Raw genomic sequence first — 12,718 nt, forward strand, 5'->3', positions numbered from 1 at the left:
CTAATCAGGAACCTTTACGGCTGCTCTGGCCACCTTTTTTGCCTGCTTCAGATGCTTTTTTAGGGTCATCTTTAAAGCTGCCGCCGCTTCCGCTGCCGCTTTTCTGTCCACCTTTTTTGCCCGCGTCAGATGCTTTCTGCTTATCGTCTGCGAAGTTACCTGAACCGCCTCTGTGCTGAGTCATGATATAGCCTCTTGAAGAGTGTTTAATAACATGATGAATCATTGCAGTTATGTGCGTGGTACGTTTTAAAGAATAATGGTGAATGCAGTCTGTGCAAGCGAAGCGGAAAATATAATTAAGTAATTGTTTTAAAGCACTTTTAAAGATTTTTTTATGGCGCACAAAATATAAAAGCTGCAGCCAGAATTAAAAAGCGTCATTAAATTAGCAGCATAGCGAATTAAACAGGCCAGTGATGTCGGAGCGGTTTAAGGCGATTATCCGGAATAATTGGCAAAATTAATCAGATATGTGAGCCAGAGAGGCTTTTCGCCCTGAGTCAGATACGCAGGGCAGGCGGATCAAATCAGCATCCCCAGAATCTGCAGCACGCTCTGCTGTGAGGCGGTGACAAAAGGAATATCTTTAATATGCTGCATGCCAAACGCCTCATAGAATTTTCTGGCTCTGACATTAGCGTCCATCACTTCCAGCCACAGGTAGCCTTCCTGCCGGCTGCGCGCGCTGGCAATGATGCTCTCAAACATCCGTCTTCCGACGTTTTTGCCTGTTTCCTGCGGATCGAGATAGAGCTTGCAAAGCTGAGCACCCCGCATCCCGGAATCGGGCACCGGCACACTCCACTTTACTTTGGCAAAACCGATAGGCTGTGCTGACTCAGCAATCAGCCAGCTTTCACTGGCATCGGTCAGGCTGCTGGCAAGCGCATCCATGCCGTACTCTTTGCTGATAAACGCATCCATTTCATCTGCAGAGACCCACAGGTGTTTAAAGTGCGCGCTGTAGGTCATACGCCCCAGCTGCTGCAGTAAGCCGGCGTCTTCCGGCCGGGCGTGGCGAATAGTCAATGCCATTATGCGGATTCTCCATGAAGTCTGCGCCACGTGCGACGCAGAGTGATACACACTCCTGACGGGCGATAATACGCGAATGGCGTGCGGGATGTGATAGCGATCTGCTGAAACCGCGCAATAAGGGTTTAAGCGGTATCACTTTTTGCACGACGGCAGGCTGAAAATAATGACTGGCAGGAGTAGCTGGTCAGCGCTGCGGTAGCGCAAAACAGGGAGTGACGTAAATATTGAAACCGCTTTTATTCGCCTGCGTTTTATCGCGGGTGAATAAGCTTCTGCAGGCAAATAAACTCATTAAATTGCGTCTCTCTTAACGCAGGCCGGAGGCGGCCTCAGAGGCCGTAACGTAAACTTTCCGCGCGTTTCGCCGTTTCATATACGTATTGCAGCATCGGCTCCAGATCGGCATCGGGTCCGGCGCTGATGATCTTGCTACGCAGCCACTCAATTTCGCTGGTAATATCCGGATGGAAAATCGTATTGTTCTGCGCATTACGCAGCCACTTCAGCAGGAAATTATTTTTCCCCCGCAGATGAGCGCTTTTTTTGGATTGAGCATGGATTTTAAGCGCAACCAGAATGCAGTAGTAAAAATGGACGCGCTGACTGTAGTTTTGCACCATTATATCGCTCTTTATCATCGATATCGTTGACCCGCGTCAGTGTGCATAAATGCATCATTCAGGTCAATTCCGCTGCAACTGAAGCGGTAAAAAAACGGGACGCGCAGCTCTTTTTAAGAATTTCTTTATGCGGGATGAAGCGGTTCTCATTCCGGGATTCATTCTTGTTTTAATTTTTACAGGACGCCGCTGCTGGCTACAGGAATAATCTGAATTAGTGCAGAGGAAAAAGTCATACATATTTACCGCTGCTGTACACATTTATTATTTTTTTATTATCGTTTCTTTGATTATTAAAATGCAGGGCAGAGCGGTAAACCGGATGCTATTTTCTCCGGCCAGCAACTTTTATGGCAAAAAGCGTAATAAGGTCTACACTTATTGCTGCCGATGTTCATTGTGCGTCAGGTTATGCAGTTATACATGGCGTTAACCCGGAAAGGTTGCGCATTTATTAGTGGTTTACCCTAAGCGTTTTATCTGCAGCACGCCTCTGAACATCCTGATTTTTACCCTTAAAAGGAGGAGACGTGACATCTGTGGTAAGCGAGATCAATACCCTGCCGTCGTTAAGCGGCGGCCTTTACGCCTTCTTTTTTGACGTTGACGGCACGCTGGCAGCCATTGAAGCACAGCCCGATCAGGTCACCATTCCCGCCCGCGTTCGTCAGCATCTGCAGCAGATCTCTAATCTCAGCCACGGTGCGCTGGCGCTGGTCTCCGGACGGCCAATATCCCAGCTGGATAAGCTGGCAGCGCCGCTTGAAGCGCCGGCGGCGGGCGTGCACGGCGCAGAGCGCCGCGATGCAACCGGTCAGATTCATCGTCATGCACTGCCGGATACGGTTGCCTCAGCGCTGCATGATGAGCTGGAACAGGCATTCAGCCAGTGGCCAGGGGCAGTGCTGGAGGCTAAAGGCATGGCGTTTGCGCTGCATTTCCGCAACGCCCCTGAGCATGAGCAGGCAATTATGCAGCTGGCGGAACAGATTGTTAGCCGCTTCTCTGAGCTCACGCTGCAGCCGGGCAAATGCGTGGTCGAAATCAAACCTCAGGGAATCGATAAAGGTGCGGCCATTAACACTTTTATGCAGGAAGCGCCTTTTGCAGGACGTATTCCGGTGTTTGTGGGTGACGATCTCACCGATGAAAAAGGCTTTCTTGCGGTCAATGCGCTACAGGGCATCTCTGTCAAAGTTGGCGAAGGCCCCAGTGAAGCGCGCTACCGGCTGCCGGACACCAACGCTGTCTGGCAGTGGCTGGAGCAACTATTATTACAATTAGAGCATGACAATATTGGTAAGGAGTTCAGGTTATGAGTCGTTTAGTCGTGGTATCTAACCGTATTGCTATCCCCGACGGAAGCAAAAGCAGCGCAGGCGGCCTGGCCGTAGGTATTCTTGATGCGCTTAAAAATACCGGTGGTTTATGGTTTGGCTGGAACGGAGAGATCAGCGAATATTCGGGTGAAGAGGAAGAGCCGCTGGCAAAACTGGAGCATGATGGGATCACCTATGCTTCTTTCCCGCTCAACCAGAACGATTATGATCAATACTACTGCCAGTTCTCTAACACAGTGATCTGGCCCGCTTTCCACTACCGGCTCGATCTGGTGCAATATCAGCGTGAAGCCTGGGAAGGGTACTGCCGGGTCAATACGGCGCTGGCTCATCGTCTCAAACCGCTGATTCAGTCTGATGATGTGCTGTGGATTCATGATTATCATCTGCTGCCGTTTGCAGCCGAGCTGCGTAAGCTGGGCGTGACGAACAGAATCGGTTTCTTTTTACATATTCCTTTCCCGACGCCGGAAATCTTCAATGCGCTGCCGCCGCATCAGGAGCTGCTGGAGATGCTGAGCGATTATGATCTGCTGGGCTTCCAGACCGAATCTGACCGGGTTGCGTTTCTTGACAGCCTGAGCCAGCAGACGCAGCTGCAAAACAAAGGCGAGAAAAAGCATCGGGCTTACGGCAATACGTTTATGACCGAAGTCTATCCAATTGGTATTGAACCTGACGCGATCAAAGAGATGGCGGAAGGGCCGCTGCCACCTAAGATGGCTGCAATGAAGCGTGAACTGGGCGATGCCAAAAACATCATCGCCTGTGAGCGCCTCGATTATTCCAAAGGTCTGCCCGAGCGTTTTCTGGCTTATGAAGCGCTGCTGGAAAATTTCCCGCAGCATCGCGGGAAAATACGTTACTCGCAGATTGCGCCGACCTCGCGGGGCGATGTGCAGGCCTATCAGGACATCCGCCACCAGCTGGAGACCGAAGCGGGCCGCATCAACGGTAAATATGGCACGCTGGGGTGGACGCCTCTTTACTATCTCAACCAGCATTTTGATCGCCGTCTGCTGATGAAAATTTTCCGTCTCACCGATGTCGGCCTGGTGACACCTCTGCGTGACGGGATGAACCTGGTTGCGAAAGAGTATGTGGCGGCACAGGATCCGGATGACCCGGGCGTGCTGGTTCTGTCACGCTTTGCCGGTGCAGCGAACGAGCTGACCTCGGCGCTTATTGTGAATCCTTACGATCGTGACGAAGTGGCTGCGGCGCTGGATAAGGCGCTCACCATGTCACGTACGGAACGCATTACCCGCTATAACGATATGATGGCGGTGCTGCGTAAACAGGATATTTCACACTGGCGCGAAACGTTCCTGCACGATCTCAATGCGCTGCCCGCGCGCGGCGACGATCACGGGACGGCAAATAAAGTTGCCACGTTTCAGAAGCTGGCATAACCGGTAGCTGAAAGCGATTATGGGGGAGTGCATTAATGCACTCCCTTTTTTATTGCCGTGCGCCCGCCAAAAAGCGTTATTAAAAAGAGAAACCCGGCTAAGCATATTTGTCATCCCGTTCACTGTTACCGATCGGCTTATCCGCATGCGCTCCGGTAAAAAGCGATGAAACCGAAGCGGCAATACAGAAGAAATCGATTTCATATGTCGTGCCGCTAACCGGTTGATGAGCGAGCAATATGCGGGATCTGACGCAAAAACAGCCGTGATTTTGTAAGTTTTGTTATCAGAGCTAAAGTTTTCTCTGGTCATGCCGATGATAGTTATACATCAGTGCGTTTTCTGTACCACCCATTCATTTTGCTAATGTAACAGCCAGTTACATCCATACCCGTTTTCTCACCTTTGCTGACGTTATCTTGACACTTCATTTGTCAGGCGCCATCACGTTTTACATGCTGTTTACGATGCGGGAGTGATGCCACCTGGCAATATTCCCTGTAAGTGATTAATTTAAAGCTTATAAAATAAGGGTGTTTCTGGTGTTTTGTGCTGCAACAGAGGTCCGGGGTAGTGGGTTGTGATGAGATAACCGCAACATGGCAACAAAAGGATCGGCATAACGTGACCTGTGTCGACTAAACGGAAATATGAGAAATTCCTTAGGAAATATTAGCGGAAAATTTGAAAATTGAGCAAAAAACAGACAAAACGCAAGCATCCCTGAAGCTTCGGTAAAAAAATTTGCCTTAAAAGTGTGACGCAGATCACACTTTATCTAAAATTCCGGTCCGGTCACGTTGTATGTCGGATGGAGACCATATAGATTTGCGTTGTTTTCAGATTAGTCTTAAAAAACGATAAAAAGACATCAGGGAAGAAGGTTAAGACTCAGGAAAAAACGGCCTGGAATTTTGACTGCTACTACTGAATGTCCCGGTAGGAAATGAAACAATTAAATATATGTTGGCTTATGCCTGATTTTATTTTTTGCCATCTTTAGATTTACCAACCAGCAACCCGAACCATAGAGATTAAATTCTGTGGCCGTATATATGCCGCGTCTATCAGGATGGAAAAAATGGGAACATCAGAATTACTAAAACATATATATGACATCAATCTGTCATATTTACTGCTCGCGCAGCGCTTAATTAACCAGGAAAAACCTTCAGCTATGTTTCGTCTGGGTATTGATGAAGCAATGGCAGATGCACTCGCTCAGTTAACCTTACCTGAAATGGTAAAGCTGGCTGAAACGAATCAGCTGGTATGTCAGTTCCGCTTTACCGATCACAATTTAATTAATCGTCTCACGCAGGAATCACGTGTCGACGATCTGCAGCAAATTCACACCGGGATCCTGTTATCCAGCCGTCTGCTGCGCAGCGTTTCAAAAACTGAAACCAGCACCAAAAAGAGGGCAGTATAATGAGCGATAAAAGTATCGTTCAGGAAGCGCGTGATATTCAGCTGGCTATGGAGCTGATCACGCTGGGTGCCCGTCTGCAGATGCTGGAGAGTGAAACGCAATTAAGTCGTGGTCGCTTAATTAAATTATATAAAGAGCTGCGCGGTGCGCCGCCGCCAAAAGGTATGCTGCCATTCTCTACCGACTGGTTCATGACGTGGGAACAGAATATTCACGCCTCGATGTTCTGTAACGCCTGGCAGTTTTTACTCAAAACCGGCTTAAGCAGCGGCGTGGAGGCTGTTATCCAGGCCTACCGTCTCTACCTTGAGCAGTGTCCGCAATCGGACGAGGGCCCGCTGTTGGCGCTGACGCGCGCCTGGACCCTGGTGCGATTCGTTGAAAGTGGGATGCTGGAACTCTCTGACTGCAAAAGCTGTCACGGCAGCTTTATTAATCATGCACATCAGCCCGCGGGCAGCTTTGTCTGCAGCCTGTGCCAGCCGCCTTCACGTGCCGTAAAAAGACGTAAACTTTCTGCAGATACTGCCGATACCTTTCCACAACTGCTGGATGAACAGGTTAAACGCGCCGTTTAAGTATGTTCGCATTGTGGAAGCCATCCAGCAGCGGGTTACCCCCGCTGCTTTTTTTTGCCTCCGATTTGTGAATATCGCCTGCGGCCCTCTGGCTTAACTTCCACCAACACGTTACGGACGTAAGGATGTTTTTGTGCTGATTATTCTGGGTTATATCGTGGTCCTTGGTTCCGTGCTGGGCGGTTATCTGATGGTCGGCGGCCATTTAGGGGCGCTTTATCAGCCATCTGAACTGCTGATCATTGGCGGGGCAGGTATCGGCGCATTTCTGGTCGGTAATAACGGTAAGTCTATTAAGAAGACGCTTAAGGCGCTGCCGCTGCTGATGCGCGGCTCTAAATATAATAAAGCGGTCTATATGGATTTGATGGCGCTGCTTTATCGGCTGATGGCGAAATCCCGTCAGCAGGGCATGCTGTCGCTGGAACGCGATATTGAAGATCCCTCGCAGAGCGAAATTTTTGCTAATTATCCGCGTATTTTAACCGATAAACAGTTAGTGGATTTTATTACCGACTATTTGCGTCTGATGGTCAGCGGAAACATGAATGCCTTTGAAATTGAAGCGCTGATGGATGAAGAGATCGAGACCTATGAGCATGAGTGCGAAGTACCAGCGCAAAGTTTATCTGCCATCGGCGATGGCTTGCCGGCATTCGGCATTGTTGCAGCGGTAATGGGGGTCGTGCATGCGCTGGCGTCAGCCGATCGTCCGGCGGCAGAGCTGGGCGCGCTAATTGCGCACGCCATGGTGGGCACCTTCCTCGGCATCCTGCTGGCCTACGGCTTTATTTCACCGCTCGCGTCGGTATTGCGTCAGAAGTGCGCCGAGACCACCAAGATGATGCAGTGCGTGAAGGTTACGCTGCTTTCCAGCCTGAACGGGTATGCCCCGCAGATCGCCGTCGAGTTTGGACGTAAAACGCTTTATTCCACAGAGCGTCCTTCGTTTACTGAACTGGAAGAGCACGTGCGCAACGCTAAAAACCCGGCTAAACAGACTTCGGACCAGAGTTCATGAAGCACGACAATCGCCCGATTGTGCTGGTTAAACGGCGCAAACATAAAAAGCATGAAGGCAGCCACGGCTCATGGAAAATTGCCTATGCCGACTTTATGACGGCGATGATGGCGTTCTTTATGGTGATGTGGCTGATCTCAATTGCCAATCCGCAGGAGCTGGTTCAGATCGCCGAGTATTTCAAAACCCCGCTTAAAGTTGCGGTTACGGGCGGACCACGCAGCAGCGACAGCGAGAGCCCGATCCCGGGGGGCGGAGACGATCCGACCCAGCAGAAAGGCGAAGTCAGAAAGCAGGTGGATATGGATGCACAAAAGCGCCAGCTGGATGAGATCCGTCTTAACCGGCTGCGCGAAAAGCTCGATCAGCTGATTGAAGCCGATCCTCGCCTGAAAGCGCTGCGGCCGCATCTGATTATTAACATGGTGGAGGAGGGGCTGCGTATTCAGATTATCGACAGCCAGAACCGCCCGATGTTTAAAACCGGCAGCGCCGAGGTTGAACCCTATATGCGCGATATTCTGCGCGCGGTTGCGCCGCTGCTAAACGATATTCCGAACAAAATCAGCCTCTCTGGTCACACCGATGACTTTCAGTATGCCAGCGGTGAACGCGGCTACAGTAACTGGGAGCTCTCCGCCGATCGGGCAAATGCGTCCCGCCGGGAGCTGGTTATCGGGGGGCTGGACAGCAACAAAATGCTGCGCGTCGTGGGGATGGCCGCCACGATGAAGCTTAAAAACCGTGGCGCTGATGATGCGGTCAACCGCCGTATCAGCCTGCTGGTATTAAATCATGATACTGAAGCCGCCATAGAAAAAGAGAATGCCGAAAGCGATGCCGTTCAGGTCAGCGATCCGGCACATATGATTCCCACTATCACTGCACCAGCCGGACCGGCTGCGTCGGCAGCGACCGCACCGACCGCTTCGGCGGCTCCGGCAGCGCCCGCCGTCACCGCAGCGCCCGCTGCGGGTGCGGTAACACCAGACCAACCCTCACAGCCGAGGTGATCCCGTGAGCATGGACATCAGCGATTTTTACCAGACGTTTTTTGACGAGGCCGATGAGCTGTTAGCGGACATGGAGCAACACCTGTTGGGACTGGATCCCCAGGAGCCCGATGCCGAACAGTTAAATGCCATTTTTCGTGCCGCTCACTCTATCAAGGGCGGGGCGGGCACGTTTGGCTTTACGGTTTTACAGGAGACAACCCATATCCTGGAGAACATTCTGGATGGTGCGCGCCGCGGCGAAATGCAGCTCAGCACCGACATCATCAACCTGTTTTTGGAAACCAAAGATATTATGCAGGAACAGCTCGATGCGTATAAAACTGCGCAGGAGCCTAATGCGGAGAGCTTTAACTACATCTGCGAGGCGCTGCGTCAACTGGCACTGGAAGCGAAAGGTATTCTGCCTGAAGCGCCTGCTGCTGCGGTAGTCGATATCCCTGCAGCGGCGAAGGCTGCCAGCCGCGGCCTGCGCCTGCAGCTGGTCGATCTTAAAGAGAAAGAGCCAGAGCTGATGCTGGAGGAGCTGAGCAACCTCGGCAGCGTCACCGACGTCGTTAAAGGCACGCATTCGCTGGAAGCCACGATTGAAGGTGTGGATAAAGATGACATCGTTGCGGTGCTCTGCTTTGTCATCGATGAAGCGCAGATCCGCTTCCCGCAGGCAGAGGCCGCCGCCCCGCTTGCAGAAGCAGCAGCTGAAACGGCAACCGCGCCGCCGCAGAGCGCGACGGTAACGGATATCACACCGGCAGTAAAACGCGAAAGCAAGCGCGCCGCGGCGCCGGCCAAAGCGAGCGAATCCAGCAGTATTCGCGTGGCGGTGGAGAAAGTGGATCAGCTGATTAACCTGGTCGGCGAGCTGGTCATTACCCAGTCGATGCTGGCGCAGCGTTCCGGTGCGCTGGATCCGGTCGCCCATGGCGATCTTCTCAACAGCATGGGCCAGCTGGAGCGCAACGCGCGCGACCTGCAGGAGTCGGTGATGTCGATTCGTATGATGCCGATGGAGTATGTGTTCAGCCGCTTCCCGCGTCTGGTACGCGACCTCGCGAGCAAGCTCGGTAAAGAAGTTGAGCTGACGCTGCTGGGCAGCTCAACCGAGCTGGATAAGAGCCTGATTGAGCGCATTATCGATCCGTTAACTCACCTGGTGCGCAACAGTCTGGATCACGGTATCGAAACACCGGAAAAACGCCTGGCAACCAATAAAACCGCCACGGGTAATCTGACGCTCTCTGCTGAGCACCAGGGCGGCAATATCTGTATTGAGGTGATCGACGACGGAGCTGGCCTGAATCGCGAGCGCATTCTGGCTAAAGCGCTCTCTTCAGGGCTGCCGGTCAGCGACAGCATGAGTGATGAAGAGGTCGGCATGCTGATCTTCGCTCCCGGCTTCTCTACCGCTGAGCAGGTTACCGATGTCTCCGGACGCGGCGTGGGTATGGACGTGGTGAAACGTAATATCCAGGAGATGGGTGGCCATGTCGAGATTGCGTCAAAACAGGGCAAAGGCACAACCATTCGTATTCTGCTGCCGCTGACGCTGGCAATCCTGGATGGCATGTCGGTACGCGTAGCGGATGAAGTCTTTATCCTGCCGCTGAACGCCGTCATGGAGTCGCTGCAGCCAACGGCAGAAGAGCTGAAGCCGCTGGCTGGCGGAGAGCGCGTGCTGGAAGTGCGCGGCGAATATCTGCCGCTGGTTGAGCTGTGGAACGTCTTTGATGTGCAGAATGCCAAAACCGATGCGACGCAGGGGATCGTGGTTATTCTGCAGAGTGCGGGCCGCCGCTATGCGCTGCTGGTCGATCAGTTAATCGGTCAGCATCAGGTGGTGGTGAAAAACCTGGAGAGTAACTACCGCAAAGTGCCGGGTATCTCTGCTGCCACCATTCTGGGGGATGGCAGCGTAGCGCTGATTGTGGACGTCTCCGCACTGCAGTCGCTGAACCGTGAAAAGCGTGTGGCCGGTGCCGCAGCATAACTGATAAATAAAGGGCAAAAAAATGACTGACATGGCAACCGTGACCAAAATCGCTGGCGAAACCGTCGGCCAGGAGTTTCTGGTATTCACCCTGGGTGATGAAGAGTACGGCATCGATATTCTTAAAGTACAGGAGATCCGCGGCTACGATCAGGTCACGCGCATCGCCAATACGCCGGAATTTATCAAAGGGGTGACCAATCTGCGCGGCGTCATCGTGCCAATTATCGACCTGCGCGTGAAGTTTTCGCAGCCGGACGTCGAGTACAACGATAACACCGTGGTGATTGTGCTCAATCTGGAGCATCGCGTGGTCGGCATTGTGGTGGATGGCGTTTCCGATGTGCTGTCGCTGACGCATGAGCAGATCCGGCCGGCACCGGAGTTCGCCGTGACGATGTCTACCGAGTATCTGACCGGACTCGGCGCGCTGGGCGAGCGCATGCTGATTCTGGTCGACATTGAAAAGCTGCTCAGCAGCGAAGAGATGGCGCTGATGGATACGCTGCGCAGCGTATAAACCTTACCGCCGGGCCGCCTCAGAGCGGCCCTTTTTCTTTACCACTATCCTGTTTCGATGGACCCCATTATGTTTACCCGAATTCGTGTTGTCACCAGCCTGCTGGTGGTACTGGTACTTTTTGCTGCCCTGCAGCTGACGTCCGGATCGCTGTTTATCCGCGCACTGCATCATGACAAAACCAGTTTTTCGGCCTCACAGCTCTCTGCGCAGAATCTTGCGGCGATCACCGATGCTTATATGAGCCTTAACCAGAGCCGGGTGGTGTTGACGCGTATGCTGCTGCGCATCACTACCGGTAAACTGGAGGGGAAAGAGGCTGATGTCAGCGAACTTTACTTACAGAGTCGGGATTTCCAGCAGCGAGCTGCGGACAACTTTACTCTGTTCCGTAATCTGCCTGATACGCCGGGGCTGGATAAACAGCTTAATCAGCAGCTGGAGCAGAGCTACAGCGCTTACAGTCAGGCGCTGGCTGCAATGCAGGCCGCGCTGCAAAATAAAGATATGGTACAGGCCTATAAAGCGCCGGTAGCGCCCAGCCAGAGCGCCTTTTACGCTGATTACACGCGCTGGCGGGCCGACCAGAACCGTCTTACGCAGGCTGGCGCAGAAGAAAACAGCGCGGCTTATGCCCGTATGCTCTGGCTGATTGGTACCGTTATGACCGTCGTGATTGCCGTTGGTGTTCTGTGCTGGTTCGGGCTGCGCCGGATACTCATCCAGCCGCTTAATCAGAGCATCCAGCATATCCGGCATATTGCGCAGGGCGATCTTACCCAGCCGATTACCATCACCGGGCGCAATGAGATGAGTCAGCTGGCCACCAGCCTGCATGAGATGCAGCAGGCGCTGACGCGCACGGTCAGCGACGTGCGCGACGGCGCAGATGCGATCTTTACCGGGGCGAGTGAGATCTCCGCCGGTAATAACGATCTTTCGGCGCGCACCGAGCAGCAGGCTGCATCACTGGAGCAGACGGCGGCCAGCATGGAGCAGCTGACGGCAACGGTGAAGCAGAATGCTGAAAATGCCCGTCAGGCGTCGCAGCTGGCGCTGACCGCTTCAGGCACGGCGCAGAAAGGCGGCACGGTTGTCGAGGGCGTAGTCTCGACAATGAAAGATATTGCCGGCAGTTCAAAGAAAATCGCTGACATTATCAGCGTCATTGACGGCATTGCATTTCAGACCAATATTCTGGCGCTTAACGCTGCGGTGGAAGCCGCCCGCGCTGGCGAGCAGGGCCGCGGCTTTGCCGTTGTGGCCGGTGAGGTACGCAGTCTGGCGCAGCGCAGCGCTCAGGCGGCCAAAGAGATCAAAGGGCTGATTGAAGACTCAGTCCGGCGCGTTAACAGTGGTTCCGTGCTGGTAGAGAGCGCCGGTGAGACCATGGGTGAGATAGTCAGTGCGGTGACGCGCGTCACCGATATCATGGGCGAAATTGCTTCAGCGTCTGACGAGCAGAGCCGGGGTATCGATCAGGTGGGTCACGCGGTCACTGAAATGGATCGGGTCACTCAGCAAAACGCGGCGCTGGTTGAAGAGTCGGCCTCAGCTGCTGCTTCACTGGAGGCGCAGGCCAGCCGCCTCAGCCAGTCGGTGGCGCTGTTCCGCATTACGCGAGGCGCTGCGCAGGTGACTGGCGTGCGTCATCCGCAGATTGCCCCGCCTGCAGTTGCAGTTGCTGCCGCACCGCGTCGTGCGGCCACGACCACAGGCGCAGAGAGCCACTGGGAAACCTTCTGAGTGTCGTT

General features: G+C 53.2%; 12 protein-coding genes. 9 read left to right on the plus strand and 3 right to left on the minus strand.

The genetic code is table 11. From position 1 onward, the window contains the following. Positions 1–4: 4 nt before the first annotated feature. The 3 genes from B4056_RS06480 to B4056_RS06490 form a co-directional block, all read right to left on the minus strand. On the minus strand, positions 5–184 hold the full coding sequence (locus B4056_RS06480; RefSeq protein WP_039383978.1) for a KGG domain-containing protein: 180 nt from the start codon (positions 182–184) through the stop codon (positions 5–7). Between the two features lie 341 nt (positions 185–525). After that, a complete protein-coding gene (locus tag B4056_RS06485) occupies positions 526–1,038 on the minus strand; it encodes a GNAT family N-acetyltransferase (protein ID WP_094111794.1) in 513 nt (170 codons plus the stop codon). Between the two features lie 332 nt (positions 1,039–1,370). Further along, entirely contained in the window at positions 1,371–1,661 is a 291-nt protein-coding gene (locus B4056_RS06490; RefSeq protein WP_039383983.1) for a DUF2913 family protein, read from the minus strand. 530 nt (positions 1,662–2,191) lie between these two features. On the opposite strand from B4056_RS06490, the gene otsB reads away from it, so the two are divergent. The 9 genes from otsB (at position 2,192) to B4056_RS06535 (ending at position 12,710) form a co-directional block, all read left to right on the plus strand. Then, positions 2,192–2,980 (plus strand): trehalose-phosphatase, encoded by a 789-nt coding sequence (gene otsB / locus B4056_RS06495; RefSeq protein WP_039383986.1) that lies wholly within the window; start codon positions 2,192–2,194, stop codon positions 2,978–2,980. Beyond that, a complete protein-coding gene (otsA, locus tag B4056_RS06500; protein WP_039383988.1) occupies positions 2,977–4,413 on the plus strand; it encodes an alpha,alpha-trehalose-phosphate synthase in 1,437 nt (478 codons plus the stop codon). The genes otsB and otsA overlap by 4 nt, the downstream gene beginning before the upstream one ends. A gap of 1,081 nt (positions 4,414–5,494) precedes the next feature. Further along, positions 5,495–5,845 (plus strand): flagellar transcriptional regulator FlhD, encoded by a 351-nt coding sequence (gene flhD, locus B4056_RS06505; RefSeq protein ID WP_065649518.1) that lies wholly within the window; start codon positions 5,495–5,497, stop codon positions 5,843–5,845. Beyond that, positions 5,845–6,423: a flagellar transcriptional regulator FlhC gene (gene flhC / locus B4056_RS06510; RefSeq protein WP_071668763.1), complete on the plus strand. Its 579-nt coding sequence runs from the start codon at positions 5,845–5,847 to the stop codon at positions 6,421–6,423. The genes flhD and flhC overlap by 1 nt, the downstream gene beginning before the upstream one ends. A 133-nt stretch (positions 6,424–6,556) precedes the next feature. Next, positions 6,557–7,444 carry a flagellar motor stator protein MotA gene (motA, locus tag B4056_RS06515; protein WP_039383995.1) on the plus strand — a complete coding sequence of 296 codons (888 nt, stop codon included), beginning with the start codon at positions 6,557–6,559 and terminating at the stop codon, positions 7,442–7,444. After that, complete coding sequence (gene motB / locus B4056_RS06520) at positions 7,441–8,457, plus strand: flagellar motor protein MotB (RefSeq protein ID WP_039383998.1); 1,017 nt, start codon at positions 7,441–7,443, stop codon at positions 8,455–8,457. Before motA ends, motB begins: the two co-directional genes overlap by 4 nt. A gap of 10 nt (positions 8,458–8,467) precedes the next feature. Beyond that, entirely contained in the window at positions 8,468–10,444 is a 1,977-nt protein-coding gene (gene cheA, locus B4056_RS06525; RefSeq protein ID WP_190289144.1) for a chemotaxis protein CheA, read from the plus strand. A gap of 22 nt (positions 10,445–10,466) precedes the next feature. Further along, positions 10,467–10,964 carry a chemotaxis protein CheW gene (gene cheW / locus B4056_RS06530; protein WP_039384003.1) on the plus strand — a complete coding sequence of 166 codons (498 nt, stop codon included), beginning with the start codon at positions 10,467–10,469 and terminating at the stop codon, positions 10,962–10,964. Between the two features lie 69 nt (positions 10,965–11,033). Continuing rightward, positions 11,034–12,710, plus strand: coding sequence for a methyl-accepting chemotaxis protein (locus B4056_RS06535; protein WP_288654146.1), 1,677 nt, complete (start codon positions 11,034–11,036; stop codon positions 12,708–12,710). The last annotated feature ends 8 nt before the right edge of the window (positions 12,711–12,718 follow it).

It is taken from the genome of Pantoea sp. UBA7232 (genome assembly GCF_002473195.1).
GTDB classification, from domain to species: Bacteria; Pseudomonadota; Gammaproteobacteria; order Enterobacterales; family Enterobacteriaceae; genus Pantoea; species Pantoea eucrina.

Bases quoted from the DNA above. Each gene is read 5' to 3' on its own strand.
- otsA (WP_039383988.1), top strand. From the start codon at position 2,977: ATGAGTCGTTTAGTCGTGGTATCTAACCGTATTGCTATCCCCGACGGA.
- motB (WP_039383998.1), top strand. From the start codon at position 7,441: ATGAAGCACGACAATCGCCCGATTGTGCTGGTTAAACGGCGCAAACAT.
- B4056_RS06535 (WP_288654146.1), top strand. From the start codon at position 11,034: ATGTTTACCCGAATTCGTGTTGTCACCAGCCTGCTGGTGGTACTGGTA.
- flhD (WP_065649518.1), top strand. From the start codon at position 5,495: ATGGGAACATCAGAATTACTAAAACATATATATGACATCAATCTGTCA.
- B4056_RS06485 (WP_094111794.1), bottom strand. From the start codon at position 1,038: ATGGCATTGACTATTCGCCACGCCCGGCCGGAAGACGCCGGCTTACTG.
- cheW (WP_039384003.1), top strand. From the start codon at position 10,467: ATGACTGACATGGCAACCGTGACCAAAATCGCTGGCGAAACCGTCGGC.
- B4056_RS06490 (WP_039383983.1), bottom strand. From the start codon at position 1,661: ATGGTGCAAAACTACAGTCAGCGCGTCCATTTTTACTACTGCATTCTG.
- cheA (WP_190289144.1), top strand. From the start codon at position 8,468: ATGGACATCAGCGATTTTTACCAGACGTTTTTTGACGAGGCCGATGAG.
- flhC (WP_071668763.1), top strand. From the start codon at position 5,845: ATGAGCGATAAAAGTATCGTTCAGGAAGCGCGTGATATTCAGCTGGCT.
- B4056_RS06480 (WP_039383978.1), bottom strand. From the start codon at position 184: ATGACTCAGCACAGAGGCGGTTCAGGTAACTTCGCAGACGATAAGCAG.